14 protein-coding genes and 1 pseudogene are annotated in these 14,049 nt (G+C 48.7%); 10 read left to right on the top strand and 5 right to left on the bottom strand.

The window, feature by feature from the left end; translation table 11 throughout:
- Positions 1–61: 61 nt before the first annotated feature.
- The 6 genes and pseudogenes from FAH67_RS00185 to argC all read left to right on the top strand — a co-directional run bounded on the left by FAH67_RS00185 (position 62) and on the right by argC (position 6,961).
- Entirely contained in the window at positions 62–2,269 is a 2,208-nt protein-coding gene (locus FAH67_RS00185) for a TonB-dependent siderophore receptor (protein ID WP_003680149.1), read from the top strand.
- A gap of 137 nt (positions 2,270–2,406) precedes the next feature.
- Entirely contained in the window at positions 2,407–4,080 is a 1,674-nt protein-coding gene (locus FAH67_RS00180) for an ABC transporter ATP-binding protein/permease (RefSeq protein WP_003680150.1), read from the top strand.
- Between the two features lie 351 nt (positions 4,081–4,431).
- Positions 4,432–4,614 (top strand): annotated as a pseudogene (locus tag FAH67_RS00175) (adhesin); the annotation flags it as partial.
- Between the two features lie 210 nt (positions 4,615–4,824).
- Positions 4,825–5,061, top strand: coding sequence for a hypothetical protein (locus FAH67_RS00170; protein WP_134982918.1), 237 nt, complete (start codon positions 4,825–4,827; stop codon positions 5,059–5,061).
- A gap of 3 nt (positions 5,062–5,064) precedes the next feature.
- Positions 5,065–5,682, top strand: coding sequence for a hypothetical protein (locus FAH67_RS00165; protein ID WP_003680153.1), 618 nt, complete (start codon positions 5,065–5,067; stop codon positions 5,680–5,682).
- 232 nt (positions 5,683–5,914) lie between these two features.
- The gene (gene argC, locus FAH67_RS00160; protein ID WP_003680154.1) at positions 5,915–6,961 is read left to right on the top strand and encodes an N-acetyl-gamma-glutamyl-phosphate reductase; all 1,047 of its coding nucleotides are present in this window, start codon (positions 5,915–5,917) and stop codon (positions 6,959–6,961) included.
- 77 nt (positions 6,962–7,038) lie between these two features.
- On the opposite strand, the gene FAH67_RS00155 is transcribed toward argC, so the two are convergent.
- Positions 7,039–7,314: a hypothetical protein gene (locus FAH67_RS00155; protein WP_003680156.1), complete on the bottom strand. Its 276-nt coding sequence runs from the start codon at positions 7,312–7,314 to the stop codon at positions 7,039–7,041.
- A gap of 261 nt (positions 7,315–7,575) precedes the next feature.
- Here FAH67_RS00155 and FAH67_RS00150 point away from each other — a divergent pair, with 261 nt between their 5' ends.
- The 4 genes from FAH67_RS00150 (at position 7,576) to FAH67_RS11640 (ending at position 9,575) form a co-directional block, all read left to right on the top strand.
- Positions 7,576–8,262 (top strand): S24 family peptidase, encoded by a 687-nt coding sequence (locus FAH67_RS00150; protein ID WP_003680158.1) that lies wholly within the window; start codon positions 7,576–7,578, stop codon positions 8,260–8,262.
- 132 nt (positions 8,263–8,394) lie between these two features.
- Positions 8,395–8,733, top strand: a complete 339-nt coding sequence (gene erpA / locus FAH67_RS00145) for an iron-sulfur cluster insertion protein ErpA (protein ID WP_003680162.1) — start codon at positions 8,395–8,397, stop codon at positions 8,731–8,733.
- Between the two features lie 204 nt (positions 8,734–8,937).
- On the top strand, positions 8,938–9,096 hold the full coding sequence (locus FAH67_RS11645; RefSeq protein WP_112890726.1) for a transposase: 159 nt from the start codon (positions 8,938–8,940) through the stop codon (positions 9,094–9,096).
- Positions 9,097–9,113: 17 nt separating this feature from the next.
- Positions 9,114–9,575: an IS5 family transposase gene (locus FAH67_RS11640; RefSeq protein ID WP_112890756.1), complete on the top strand. Its 462-nt coding sequence runs from the start codon at positions 9,114–9,116 to the stop codon at positions 9,573–9,575.
- Between the two features lie 3 nt (positions 9,576–9,578).
- On the opposite strand, the gene FAH67_RS00130 is transcribed toward FAH67_RS11640, so the two are convergent.
- The 4 genes from FAH67_RS00130 to argJ form a co-directional block, all read right to left on the bottom strand.
- The gene (locus tag FAH67_RS00130; protein WP_112890757.1) at positions 9,579–9,833 is read right to left on the bottom strand and encodes a hypothetical protein; all 255 of its coding nucleotides are present in this window, start codon (positions 9,831–9,833) and stop codon (positions 9,579–9,581) included.
- A 38-nt stretch (positions 9,834–9,871) separates the two neighbouring features.
- On the bottom strand, positions 9,872–11,047 hold the full coding sequence (locus FAH67_RS00125) for a replication initiation factor domain-containing protein (RefSeq protein ID WP_003682122.1): 1,176 nt from the start codon (positions 11,045–11,047) through the stop codon (positions 9,872–9,874).
- 301 nt (positions 11,048–11,348) lie between these two features.
- Complete coding sequence (locus FAH67_RS00120; protein WP_003682125.1) at positions 11,349–12,719, bottom strand: chloride channel protein; 1,371 nt, start codon at positions 12,717–12,719, stop codon at positions 11,349–11,351.
- Between the two features lie 83 nt (positions 12,720–12,802).
- Positions 12,803–14,023 carry a bifunctional glutamate N-acetyltransferase/amino-acid acetyltransferase ArgJ gene (gene argJ, locus FAH67_RS00115; RefSeq protein WP_003682128.1) on the bottom strand — a complete coding sequence of 407 codons (1,221 nt, stop codon included), beginning with the start codon at positions 14,021–14,023 and terminating at the stop codon, positions 12,803–12,805.
- Positions 14,024–14,049 lie beyond the last annotated feature (26 nt).

Below are 14,049 nucleotides of genomic sequence, written 5' to 3'. Positions count from 1 at the left end.
TTGTTTGTGAATACGGGTTCTTAAAAACAAACATACCTTTCTTTATCAAGGACCTCATCAAATGCATCATTCTAAGAAACTATTTAAACTGAGCACACTTGCCCTCTGCCTTGCCGCATTGCCCCAAGCCGCACAAGCTGCCGAAGAGGTACAACAGGCTGAAGTGGAACAAGTTACCGTAGTGGGTAAAAACAAAAGCCTGCGCACTGAAAGCCAAAACAGCTACACAGTATCCGCCCTGCGCTCAACCACGGGGCTGGTGCTCTCTCCGCGGGAAATTCCCCAATCCGTCAGCGTCATTACTAAAAAACAAATTGAAGACCAAGGCATTACCGACTTAGAAGGTGTATTGCAAAACGCTACGGGAATCAATGTTTTCAAAAGCGGCGGACGCACGCATTTCATGTCGCGCGGCTATTTTATCGAACAGTTTGAAGAAGACGGCATTGCCACGCAACTCGGTTCGCCCGGCGGATTCGGCTTAGGCGGCCCGGCCGGCGACCCGACCAGTGCAACCGATATGGCAATGTACGACCACATTGAAGTGGTGCGCGGTGCGGCAGGTTTGACACAGGCAAACAACGAACCCGGCGGCACGGTAAACGCCGTCCGCAAAAAGCCGACTGCAAAAAGCCAGCTTTCCGCCGACTTGATGGCAAACTCATGGGGCAAAGTAAACAGCGTCTTTGATGCATCCGGCACCTTAAGCCAAGAACACGGCCTGCGCGGACGCTTTGTCGGCTCAGTAGGCAGCAACAAAACCTTCAAAGACCAATCCGGCGGCCGCGACGTCCTTCTGTATGGCGTGATGGACAAAGACATCGGCGACAACAGCAAACTTACCTGGGGCGCAAGCTATCTCAACCAAACCGAAACACCCGATCCGGACGGCCTGCCTATGCGTGCAGACGGCAAAGAATGGAAACGCAGCCGCTATCTGGGTGCGGATTGGAACGAAGCCCGCCTGAAAAAATACAATCTTTTTACTGAGTTTGAACATTATTTCAACGACAACTGGAAACTGAGCAGCAAGTTGGACTGGCGTAAGAACACCAGTTCAAAAGAATATTACACGCTGGGCGGCACAGGTAACGGCATCGGTACAGACGGCCTGGGAACCACATACAGCTTCGACCGTTACGATGCAGGCAACCGCCAGTTCACTTTCCAAAACAACCTGACTGGCCGCATCTTCGCGTTCGGCCAAAATCACGACCTCTTCTTCATGCACAGCTATTCCAAAGAGAACGTGAACTCAAGCAACCGCTGGCTCGACGACAGCAGCACCTATGACGCAGATGCCTTTAACGGCAGCGAGAAAGCCAAACCCGATTGGGATTCCGCCACAGCCAAAGCCCGTGGCGGCGACGGCCGTTATACTACCCATGCCTTTGGTTTGGGCGCGCGCATCAATCCTACCGACAAACTACACATCATCGCAGGCGGACGCTATACCATCTGGAAACGCGACTTCTATTGGGATCGCGACCTCAAAGACGGGGTAGCAGGTTCATCAGACTCGCTCAAACGCAACCGCTTCGTTCCTTATGCCGGCATCACTTACGACATCACGCCTAAACAAAGCGTTTACGCCGCCTACACGTCCATCTTCAAACAAACGATGAACCGCGACTCCAACGACAACCTGCTGCCGCCGATTATGGGGCGCAACTACGAACTCGGCTGGAAAGGCGAATGGAACGAAGGCCGTCTGAACACCTCGGTCGCCCTCTACCGTACCGACAAAGACAACAACAACCAACGCGTCAATGCCAAACCACACGCCTACTGGGAACCGCTCAACCAAAGCAGCCGCGGCTTGGACGCTGAAATATCCGGCAGCCTGACCGACCATTGGCAGGTTTACGCAGGCTACACCTTCAACCGCAGCACCAACCGCAACAGCGTCGGCGACAATGTTGAATCGCGCCGAAAAGGCTACAACTTCAGCAGCCATACGCCGAAACATATGTTCCGCCTCTACACCAGCTACATCCTGCCGGTTGATGACGGCAAATGGACGGTCGGTCTTGGCTTGAAGAGCAGCAGCAAAACCGCCAATTCTTCCGGCTCACTCAAGCAAGGCGGCTACACGGTTTGGAACACCAACGTCCAATACCGCCCGAGCAAAAACCTGCAACTGGGGCTGGCAGTCAACAACCTGACCGACAAACGCTACTACGAAAACCAATACAGCCGCGGGTTAAACAGTGGCAACTTCTACGGCGAACCACGCAACGCCGTGTTCAGCCTGAAATGGAAAATGTAAATAGCGGTAAACCGAAAGTAGATTGCCCTCCACTCTTCAAAAGCATATAAAAACCAATCATTTCTTATAAACAAGGCCGTCTGAAAGCAAAATTCTGTTTTCAGACGGCCTATCACGCACATTTACAAGCATTCATCATGAATACGCTCAAAAAATTCTTTTACCTTGCCCGCCCTTTTTGGTCAGGGGCACACGGTCGCCTCCAATGGCTGATGCTCGCCGTTTTGATAGGGTTTACCCTATTCTCCATCACCATCAGCGTTTGGATTGCCGCGTGGGACAAACGTTTCTACGACGCGCTCGCTGCGTTTGACGGCGCATCCATGCCTTCGCTCATTGTCGAATACCTCGGCTATATGGCGATGGTTATCGGCTGTATCGTTTGTGCCGACTGGCTGCAAAAACGCCTCATCTTCCGTTGGCGCACCCATCTGACCGAGCAATTTCAAAAAAACTGGCTCGACGGCCACAAACACTACCGTCTGCGCCTGACCGGCGAACCGGACAACCCCGACCAACGTATCGCCGAAGACATCTACCTCCTCGCCGACAAAAGCATCAGCCTCTTTCGCTCCTTCATCAACAACGTTGCCAAATTCAGCGCGTTCGTCGCTGTACTGTGGACGCTCTCCGGCGTGCAGACCTTCAACATCGGAGGACACAACATCACCATACACGGCTACCTCGTCTGGGTTGCCCTGATTTATTCCATCTTCAGCACCGTCATCGCCCATCTTGTCGGCCGCAAACTGAAAAACCTCAACATCGACCGCCAGCACCGCGAAGCCGACTACCGCGCAGCCCTTTTACGTGTACGCGACCATGCCGAACAAATCGCCTTCTACAACGGCGGCGAAGCGGAAACAGGCCGTCTGAAACAACGTTACCTCCGCATCCGCGACAACTGGCGACGGCTGACCAACTGCGAATTCCGCCAAGAAACCTTTTGGGCGACCTATGTGCGCATCAGCATCTTCATCCCCATTCTCGCCACCCTGCCCATGTACCTCGCCAAAACCATGACCTTCGGCGACATGATGCAGACGCGCACATCATTTGCCCGCGTTCAAGACAGTTTTGGCTGGTTTACCGATGCATACCGCCGCCTGATTGAATGGGCGGCAGTCATCGAACGGCTTTCCGGTTTTCAGACGGCCTTGGAACAAGCAGAACAAAAAAGCCCCTCCCTTCAGTCACACCAAACAGATTTGCCGCATCATAGCGGCAAGGCCGTCTTGCAAAACCTTACCGTCCACACCCAAACCGGCAGCCCCCTGCTTACTGATATTCACCTCCAAGCCCGTTCTCCGGAATGGGTATTACTTAAAGGCAGAAGCGGCATCGGTAAATCCACGCTGCTTCGCGCCCTCGCAGGCTTGTGGCCGTATTACCAAGGCAACTTCGCCCTCGAAGGTAGCCGCCTGTTCTTCCCGCAACGCCCTTACCTGCCTGCGGACACATTGCGTCAAACTGTCAGCTATCCCTATACGGCCTGCCAAGACGACCATTTGATTCAAACCGTCTTGGAACAAGTCGGCTTAAGCAGCCCAACGGGTAGGTTGCACACGTTGATGAACGATTTGGACACTTCATACGAATGGCACGGCATCCTTTCCGGCGGCGAACAGCAACGCCTCAGCCTTGCACGCGCGCTGCTGCACAAACCGCAGATCCTGTTCCTAGATGAAGCCACCAACCAGCTTGATGACGAATCCGCCCTGATGTTGATGCAGACCCTCAAGCAACATTTGCCCGATACTTTGGTCATCGGCATCAGCCACCAACCCAAAATTCAAGCCCTGTTTGTTTGATAGCTCTTTGAATTTGAATGAAAAAATTATTTAAATGTTAAAATGTGCAAAACGCTTGCTTTCAATCCTAACAAGAGATATAGTACTAAGTAACTAGTTCTTATTGATGAGAGCTACTCCTTGGATACTTGCCTCCGGTTCTCCAACCCGGGGGCATTTTTTTGCGTTTTTATTTTGTGTCTGTATGAATAGGATAAAGACGAAATATAAAAGGTTTTCAAAACACGAGGCCTAGAATATTTATAAAATACTGACTATAAATAAAAAACACCAATCTCAAATCGATAGTTAAATAAAACCGCAAACCGCGTTTTCCCAAACTTTCAGGCCGTCTGAAATCCTCTCTTCAATGCGGTAAAAGGAACAACCGTTACCTTGGCACAGGAACAACGCCTGGCCAACGGAGAGCTGATACCGAAAGGCTCTGTGGTAACGTGGTCGGACAATGCGGTGAAGGTTGTGCGGCCTGATGGGAAAAAGCGGAGATTTAATAGTCGGGATTGGGAACAGAAGGCATTGCCGAAACCTTCTCTATCATCATTAGCCAACTTAACCAGCAAAGAACAAAAAGTAATCAGATAGTTAGCTAGAGATAATGGTAGAATTATTGTTAACGGCGAACAAATTCCTGTCAATCGGCTTCCGCAGGACATTAATGTCAAACCAACTCCGCCATCTCCCTTAAATGGTAGTGGAAGAACCATTGGTAAGAGCAAGTCTCAAAACCAAATTATGCAGGACGATGTGGCTTACTTGCGCTCAATGGGTGCAAAAGATATTAGGATCAACCAACAGCAGGTAAACAACCAAATGTGCCGGGTAGGGATCTGCCGCCCGGATGTCCAAGCCACCTTGCGTGATTCTAATAAACGAATTTATATCGAATACGATCGCGCCAGTTCGAACCGTGGAGCCGGACATGCATCAAGAGCATTGAGTAATGATCCGGATGCTATTGTAATTTTAAGAACCGTGGATTAAATTATGAATGTAAACAAAGATTTTTTTCTTGCAAAAGACGGCCATCCAAGCCTGAAACAGTTTTATTTTATTGGCGCGCCATTTGAAAAAGCACTGGATCTCTATTTGAAAAGATTAATGGATTTAAGCGACTTTTATCAGAATTTAAAACCGAAACTATCGTATTTGGATGAGGAATATACCCTCAGTCAGAAATTGGATTTCTTGAATCCGCTTGAGATTACCGGATCATCCAAATATTTATTGTTGGAAACGCAGTCTGATTGGTCATTGCTAATAGGTAATAACCGGAACGGCACAGACTTTTCAAGTGTGCCGTATGAAGCCTTGCTGTGGAAAATCAGATTATTGACTATGTATTTACGTCCATATTTTGGCAAAGACGAATTCGGTGCGGTCTCATTTACCCTGTATGAGGGCAGCAAACAGGTTTCCCGTCATGACTGCGAAACCAGAAATGTTATGCTGCATAAAGAAACCAGTCGTGTCGAGTTTATGGAATATGGCACGCCGCTGCCGTTTGAACAGACAGAAAAATATACCGAAAGACTCAAAAAAAAACAGGCTGACTGTGGAGATGATCGAAGAATATTGCAAACATTTAGGCATTTCATTATTTGATTTGGACTTCTACCAGTCCAAAGCCGCCCTTATTGAGATATTGAGAAACAAATAACTTTCATCTCTTCAAAAAGACAGTCTGAAAAATATCCAGGCTGTCTTTTATCGTTAATCCCATATTTTAGACGGCCTGTTTAACCCTCTATTGCAAAGCTTGGCACAAGCCCGCTGACCGACGGCAATTAATTACTATATAATCAAACGCATTGTTACCCTACAAAGGAGCCACACCATGACCACAAAAATTAAAATTGGTATCGTCGGTGCAACCGGTTACACAGGCGTTGAATTGTTACGTCTGCTCAGCAATCATCCTAACGCAGAAGTTACTGCCGTCACCAGCCGAAGCGAAGCCGGTCTTGCGGTTGCCGACTACTTCCCCAGCCTACGCGGCATTTACGACCTTACATTCCAAACGCCCGAGGATGCAGGGCTTGACCGTTGCGACCTCGTGTTCTTCGCCACGCCCAACGGCGTAGCCATGAAAGAAGCACCGGCCCTTGTCGAAAAAGGCGTACGCGTGATTGACCTGTCTGCCGACTTCCGCATCCGCGACATTCCCACATGGGAAAAATGGTACAAAATGACCCATGCCGCGCCGCAACTCGTTTCCCAAGCAGTGTACGGCTTGTGCGAACTTCACAAAGACGACATCGCCAAAGCCATGCTGGTGGCCAACCCGGGCTGCTACCCTACCTGCGTTTCCCTGCCCTTATTGCCGCTGCTTCAGGCTGGCCGTCTGAAAGCCAACGCGCCTCTGATTGCCGACTGTAAATCCGGTGTTTCAGGTGCAGGCCGAAAAGCCAGTACCCACGCCCTATTGTGCGAAGCAGGCGACAACTTCAAAGCCTATGGTGTCGGCGGCCACCGCCATCTGCCTGAAATCCGACAAACCCTGTCCGGACTGCAAGACCATGTTTCAGACGGCCTGATTTTCGTGCCACACCTTGTTCCGATGATACGTGGCATGCATGCCACCCTTTATCTGCACCTGCAAGAACATACTGATCCTGAAGCATTGCTGCGCGAATACTACCGAGACAGTCCTTTTGTCGATATTTTGCCTTCAGATTCGACACCTGAAACCCGCAGCGTGCGCGGTGCTAACCTTTGCCGTATCAGCGCTCAAAGAGCGCCCGATCAAGACGATGTATGGATTGTTCTTTCCGTCATTGACAACTTGGTTAAAGGCGCAGCCGGTCAAGCCGTGCAGAATATGAACATCATGTTTGGCCTACCCGAAACCACCGGCCTGACTAATGCACCATTGATGCCTTAATATCATCCTGATTAAAAACACAAGGCCGTCTGAAACTTTGATCATTCAGACGGCCTTTATCGATTCATTCACAAACATTACTCATACACCACGCCGGCAAGCATTTCTTCTTCATTCAAGTTGCCGTACTGCTGCTCCCAATCGTGGGTAGCCTCCACCATATCGCATTCTTTCGCAAAAGCCAGCAGCCTGCCATCCATCTGATCCAAACTCAAGCTGCCCAAGCGTTCGCATTCCGAAGCCGTCAGATTACCGTCCGCCTCATGCGCCTCCGAAGATCCGAAAGGCAAAGCAAAAAAACCCAGTACCAACGCCAGCAGCACCCAAAAAGTATTTTTACGCGAACGAGTCATTTCACACCTCTCATCATAATCATATAGCAGGTTTAAATTAGAAAAACTAAACCAAATAAAATCAAACTAAGAAAAATCGAATATAAAATTAGAAATATCGATTTATCTAAGACAAAACGAATAATACTAAGAAAAAATAGAATATGCAATACTTTTTCTTAGATGAAGTAATTTTTTTCTTACAATTTTATAAAAACTAAGGTAAAATACACTCAAATCGTCCAAACCATATAAAAAACATACCTCCATAAAGGCATAAACATGGATACCTTTAAAGACCGCCTGGCTTTCTTATGGAAAGATGAAGCCCGCCAAGCCAAAATTGCCGCCGACATCGATATGACCATCGCCGGATTCAGCCGTATCTGGAACGAAGGCGGCCTGCCTAAATCGGAAACGCTAAAAAAAATCAAACAACTTAAAGGCTGCAGCATCGACTGGCTTTTGACAGGCGAAGGCTCCCCCTTCCCCGATTCCGAAGCCCCAAAAGCCACGGCAACCGACACACTGGGCAACCCAGTCGATATAGACGAATTTGTCTTCGTACCGCGTTACGACATCCAGGCCGCGGCCGGACACGGTCAGCTCGTCGGCGACGAACAGCCGATGTTCGCCATGGCGTTCCGACGTTATTGGATTGAAAATTATGTAACGCGCGACATCAAAAACCTTTCCGTTATCTCAGTCAAAGGCGACTCGATGGAAGGCGTGCTGAATGATGGCGACACCATCCTCATCAATCACGGCCAAACCACGCCGCGCGACGGCCTCTATGTTTTGCGCCTCAATGAAAACCTTTTGGTCAAACGCCTGCAACTGATACCCGGCGGCATCGTCAACGTCATTTCTGCCAACGAAGCCTATCCTACTTTTGAAATCGACTTGAAAAACCCGACCGACGACGTTGCCATCATCGGCCGTGTCGAATGGTTTGGCAGAAGTATCTAAATCTGACATACTGGTGCTTGAAATTTCTGCCATGCCCTCCATGTAAGCTGGCAGACCCTGTCTGCACAAACTTGCCTTGACTAACGGTTTGCGCGACAATAGTAAAAATATTCATATAAAAGGAATCACATCATGTCAGACGAAAGCCCTATTATCTTTACTGACAGCTGCTGCACCAAAGTTGCCGACCTGATCGCCGAAGAGAACAATCCCGATTTGAAATTGCGCGTATTCGTCAACGGTGGCGGTTGCTCCGGCTTCCAATATGGTTTTACCTTTGATGAAATCAAAAACGACGACGATTTTGAAATCCAAAAAAACGGCCTGACGTTCTTGGTTGACCCGATGAGCTACCAATATCTGGTTGGTGCGGAAATCGACTACACCGAAAGCCTGCAAGGTTCTCAATTCGTCATCCGCAATCCAAATGCAGAGACAACTTGCGGTTGCGGCTCATCCTTCTCCGTATAAACAATCTGTTTTTGCCACAAAAAACAGGCCGTCTGTATCTTCAGACGGCCTTTTGTGTGAATTTAGAACCTGTATTCACAAAAATGATAAAATATCTTTATGACTGGAAAATCCTACCCAACAGACTTAACAGATGCCCAATGGCAAGCGATTGAGCCACATTTTAACCGGCTACGCCACTACAAATGGGATAAACGTAAATGAGTGAATGCCGTTTTGTACATTACCAAAACAGGTTGCCAATGGCGCATGCTGCCCAATGATTTTCCACCTTATCCGACCGTATGGAGTTTCTATCGCAGAGCCAACCAATCAGGCTTATGGGATAGGATTCTTTTGGCATTGGTTCAAAAAAACGTTTAATCCATCAAAAACAAGCGATGCCGACTTATGCCATTATTGATTCGCAAAGTGTCAAAACAGCTTCCGGCGCACATGATAAAGGTTTTGACGGAGGTAAAAAAATCAAAGGCCGTAAGCGACATATAGCTGTTGATACGTTGGGTAACCTATTGTCTGTTGTGGTTCATGCAGCCAATATTCATGACACAAAAGCAGGTATTTTTGCAGCAAAAAAAGCGTTTGAGACCTATCCGGGTTTAAAAGGTTTCTGTGCAGACGCAGGTTATCGGAATACATTTGAGCGCGAAGTATCGGAGCAATTGGGTTTAACTGTTGAGATTTCAAAGAAAATTCAAGATATTTCTTGGCATATTCTGCCCAAACGTTGGATTGTAGAACGAACGTTTGCATGGTTGGGTTGGTCTCGACGTTTGGCAAAAGATTTTGAGCAGACGAATTTATCTGCTGAAAATTTTGTCAAACTAGGGTATATTTCATAAATATTAAAATTTATCAAATAGTTGTTTGTGAATACAGGTTCTCAGATTTGCATCGATTGGAAATTGTGCTGTTTTAAATTGTTCAAAATTTGCGCTTGTGCCAAAATCGTATTCCGTGGCTGAGCTTCCCAAAGCGTTGCCTTGGGTGCTGTCTAAAGGAGTTGCTACGATCAGACGGCAGTAGTCAAAGGCTTTGCCCTCAATTTGTCCGCTAAATTTTTTAACGCCAACGATTTGGCCTTGCATTGTGAAAATCATCTTTTTTTCCTTTTTTTAAGCCTCTTTTCGGGCAGAAACTAATAAGCCCATGACATCGGCAGTTCTGCATGTTTCGAATACACATGATTTAAATACGATTCTTCATTGACTTCATATTTTTGATTTTCAAGATGTTTTTCCATATTTAGATAATATTCATACATAAAATATGGATCTGCTTTTCCTTTATCCTCTTGTAACTTTTCGTTATGAATAAAGAGCATTTCGGACAGTTTGCAATCAAAATTATTCAGGCTTAATGATTTTGGTAATTTTTGGTGATCGGGTTCGATCAATTCAAAAAGTTCATCTTTTTTAAGATCAGGAAAAATCGCCTTCAATCCGTTGGCTGCTCTTCCAAATTGTTTTTTAACCCATTCGACATATCTATCAGCGGAAATGACCTTATTTTTTTCAACCGCCTGAATACGGCTTGCCTGATTGGCGAATTTTTCACAGATCGGATATGCTCCGCCAAAATAAAGACCGGGGTTTTGCAAGACCTCGAAGGGAATCACAATATCTTTTGACTTAAGCTCAATTTCAAAGCGTGTCCAAACACTGGACTTGTCACCCAGTTGTTTGCCTTTTTCATAGACGCGGACATATTTTGAGGACTCACGAGAACCTATCCCGTAGGTTTTGCCCTTCGTCATTTTTTCTTCGTCTTCTTCTTCCCAGTCTGAGCCTATACATTCGCCTTTCGGTTTGACGTGATGGCAGGTGAAAAGACCTTTGTTTCGATCCTCTCTGGCTTGGTTTGGGCTGTATTCGCCATTAAAAAAGTCTTTTGCAATATCTACACGTGTAATTTTTGGCCGTACCGCTTGAGTCAAAAACTCATAAAGTCTGAATTCCCAGCCGTTTTTTGCCGCTGTACAACCTGTTGCGGTAAGCTCTACAAGCATTGTTTGATTTTGTCCGCCGAAATGGACGCGGCCATAAAGTACATCTTCATCACCCATCAGCCAGCATCTTTCATAAAAACGACCGCCCGAACCTTTTGATTCTTTGTAGATGCCGAAGCCCATAATTTCATACATCAGCATTGATGCTGCTTTTACAAAATCTTCATCTGCTAAAAGGCCGATTCTTGTACCGTACTTGTCAAAAAATGTACGCTCATGAAATGAAAAACTGATTTGATCGATAAAGGAAGAATCTGAAACACCACGACGGAGCGGAACACCTAAAATATTTCCTTTGCTGTCCATTATGTATGTTTCATAACATTCAAAGGATTCTTGAAATACCGTTAGGTCTTCGGTTTCTGTACCCCCCTGTTAGATGAGGGGGGAGAATAAGAAGCGACACCGTCCGTTTCGCCGTCCGCTGGCGCGGCCGCCAAACCGTCCGTTGCCGCTTCTCTCTCTAAAATCTCTTTCTTCATGGCGTATCCCTTAAATAAAAACCCTTTGAAAATAATACTTTTACGTTTGTAAAGGTATCATTTACAAAGGGCAATATATAAGGCCGTCTGAAATCTGATTTTCAGACGGCCTTTTATATGTCGACCTATTCTTTTTTCTCGTGCTGAACATGTCCGCTTTCGACTTCGATATGCCGTCTGAAGCGCAAACCTGCAGCATGGTAAAACGGATGCGGCGAGAATTGGCGCGAGACTTGCGAAGCGAAGATGCAAGTCAGCAGCATCCAAAACAGTAAATTCTGTCCGCCCGTCATTTCCATGACCACCACGGCGGCGGTCAACGGCGATTGGGTCGCGGCGGCAAGGAATGCGGCCATACAGAGCAAAACCGCGACATTGGACGCGTCGCCCAGTTGCGCGAAAGAAGCCATGTGTTCGCCTATCATCGCACCGATGGTTAAAGAAGGCGTGAAGATACCGCCGGGAATGCCTGCCCAATAGCTGAACACGGTTGCCGCCCATTTTGCGGCGGCCAAGCCAAACGGCGCTTCATACGCACCTTTGAGTGCGGCTGCAGCTTCATGATAGCCCGTGCCATAGGTTTTGCCTTGATAAAACGTACCGAGCAACGCCAGCAAAATACCCATTGCAAAGGCGACCACCAACAAATGACGGCGGATGAAACTGCGCCAGCGTACCGGTGCGAATGCCGCCGCGCCGCGATACAAAAAGCTGCCAAACAATCCGCCTGCCACACCGCAGACGATGCCCGACACCGCCGCCCACATCAGCATATTTGGCAGCTCATGCCCTTGAAAACCTGAGAAATATGGGTTGTTGCCCTGTATCGCCACTTGAATGAAACCGGCCGCCAACACGCCCATCAGGATTTGACGTTCCCAACGCAAAAGCACGCCGCGCCCCAATTCTTCGATGGCAAACACCACGCCGGCCAAAGGCGCGTTAAACGCCGCTGCCAAACCGCCGGCCGCGCCTGCGGCAATCAAATCGTTTTCCTGCATACCCCTAAACGCCAGCCCATGCTTTTTACACCACGCGCCCCAAGCGTTCATCACCGCCGCGCCCACTTGCACAGACGGCCCTTCCCTACCGACAGACGCACCCAACAGCATGGCGCAAAACGTCAGCGGAATTTTGAAAAAGGTTTCGCCCAAACGAATCAAACGGGTTTTCTGCGCACCATAAGGCAAAGACAAAGAGGCGATGACCTGAGGGATACCGCTGCCGGAAGTATATGGCGCAAATTTACGCGTAAACCATGCCAAAAGCGGCAAACCCAGCGGCAAAGCCACCCACGCAAACCACGGATATTTCCCCACCAACAAGGCGTTCCATTCCAAAGCCAAATCCGCCAAGTACGCAAACATCAAAGCCGTCAGGGCAACCAGTGCCGAGCCTGCCAGCAAAAACAGAAAGGCAATGCTCTTTTTCGACAAGCGTTTGGTTTGGCGGATTTTGTGGGCAAGGCGCGCCGCCCAAGTCTGGGGAAATTTCATAATAGACACGCAGTCAATGTGTTCGTGTTCAGACGGCCTTGATACTTTTCTCAAAGGCCGTCTGAACACAAGAATAAAGGTTTTTAAGAACGGTAATCCGCGTTGATCGACACATATTCGTGCGACAAATCGCAGGTATAAACAGCCGCCGTCGTATCGCCGCGTTGCAAATCGATGCGGACGGTGATTTCCGGACGGTTCATCACCGCTTGTCCTGCTTCTTCGGTATAGCTTTCCGCGCGGCCGCCGTTTTCGGCCACCAACACCTCATCCAGCCACATTTTCAAAGCATCGACGTCCAAGTCTTCAATACCGGCATAGCCGACGGCTGCCAACAGACGGCCCAAGTTCGGGTCGGAGGCAAAGAAAGCGGTTTTCACCAAAGGCGAATGGGCGACGGCATAAGCCACTTTGCGCGCCTCTTCGCGGGTTTTCGCGTTTTGCACTTCAACCGTGATGAACTTGGTCGCACCCTCGCCATCACGGACAATCGCCTGCGCCAGTTCCAAAGCCAGCGAACCGAGCAAGGCCTTGAGCTGAGCATAGCGCGGATCGGCGGTATTGTCGATTTCGCTCTGACCGCAACGGCCTGTCGCCATAATCACGAAGCTGTCGTTGGTGCTGGTATCGCCGTCCACGGTAATCGTATTGAAACTCTCATCTGCGATTTCTTGCGTCATCAGCTGCAAAATCGGTTGGGACACTTTGGCATCGGTGGCGATAAACGACAACATGGTCGCCATATTCGGATGAATCATGCCCGAACCTTTGGCGATGCCGGTGGCGCGGACTGTGTGTTTTTCGCCGACCAAGCCCGTGCGTGAAGCGGCTTTCGGTACAGTATCCGTCGTCATGATGGCACGCGCCGCGTCCGACCAAAATGCAGGGCGTACTTGCGGCAAAGCGGCCACAATTTTATCCACAGGCAGCGGCTCTAAAATCACGCCGGTCGAAAACGGCATAATCTGATTGGACTGGCAGCCGACCTGTTCTGCCGCCGCCGCGCACACTTTAATCGCGTCCAGACGGCCTTGTGCGCCGGTACCCGCATTGGCATTGCCCGTATTGATGACTAAGGCACACACGCCGTCTTGGTCAAACAGATGTGACTTGGCGATATGCACCGGCGCGGCGCAGAAACGGTTTTGCGTAAACACCGCGCCCACCGTATGTTCGCCGCCCAACACCATCAGCGCCAAATCGTCGCGGTCTTGTTGCTTGATGCCGGCACGACCTGTAAACAGACGGATGCCGTCGATTTCCAACAATTCGTCTGCACGTTTTTCAGTCAAATTTACAGCCATATCATTTTCTCCTGTTTACACTATTT

Source organism: Neisseria flavescens, from assembly GCF_005221285.1.
Lineage (GTDB): Bacteria > Pseudomonadota > Gammaproteobacteria > Burkholderiales > Neisseriaceae > Neisseria > Neisseria flavescens.
The sequence above is the reverse complement of the archived record's forward strand: the minus strand, read 5'-3'. Positions and strand labels throughout refer to the sequence as shown.

What these genes read in the sequence shown, in the direction of transcription:
- FAH67_RS00180 (WP_003680150.1), top strand. Translation starts at nt 2,407, where the DNA reads ATGAATACGCTCAAAAAATTCTTTTACCTTGCCCGCCCTTTTTGGTCA.
- FAH67_RS00120 (WP_003682125.1), bottom strand. Translation starts at nt 12,719, where the DNA reads ATGAAATTTCCCCAGACTTGGGCGGCGCGCCTTGCCCACAAAATCCGC.
- FAH67_RS11640 (WP_112890756.1), top strand. Translation starts at nt 9,114, where the DNA reads ATGCCGACTTATGCCATTATTGATTCGCAAAGTGTCAAAACAGCTTCC.
- FAH67_RS00125 (WP_003682122.1), bottom strand. Translation starts at nt 11,047, where the DNA reads ATGGACAGCAAAGGAAATATTTTAGGTGTTCCGCTCCGTCGTGGTGTT.
- FAH67_RS00155 (WP_003680156.1), bottom strand. Translation starts at nt 7,314, where the DNA reads ATGACTCGTTCGCGTAAAAATACTTTTTGGGTGCTGCTGGCGTTGGTA.
- FAH67_RS00185 (WP_003680149.1), top strand. Translation starts at nt 62, where the DNA reads ATGCATCATTCTAAGAAACTATTTAAACTGAGCACACTTGCCCTCTGC.
- FAH67_RS00165 (WP_003680153.1), top strand. Translation starts at nt 5,065, where the DNA reads ATGAATGTAAACAAAGATTTTTTTCTTGCAAAAGACGGCCATCCAAGC.
- FAH67_RS00150 (WP_003680158.1), top strand. Translation starts at nt 7,576, where the DNA reads ATGGATACCTTTAAAGACCGCCTGGCTTTCTTATGGAAAGATGAAGCC.
- erpA (WP_003680162.1), top strand. Translation starts at nt 8,395, where the DNA reads ATGTCAGACGAAAGCCCTATTATCTTTACTGACAGCTGCTGCACCAAA.
- argJ (WP_003682128.1), bottom strand. Translation starts at nt 14,023, where the DNA reads ATGGCTGTAAATTTGACTGAAAAACGTGCAGACGAATTGTTGGAAATC.
- argC (WP_003680154.1), top strand. Translation starts at nt 5,915, where the DNA reads ATGACCACAAAAATTAAAATTGGTATCGTCGGTGCAACCGGTTACACA.
- FAH67_RS00130 (WP_112890757.1), bottom strand. Translation starts at nt 9,833, where the DNA reads ATGATTTTCACAATGCAAGGCCAAATCGTTGGCGTTAAAAAATTTAGC.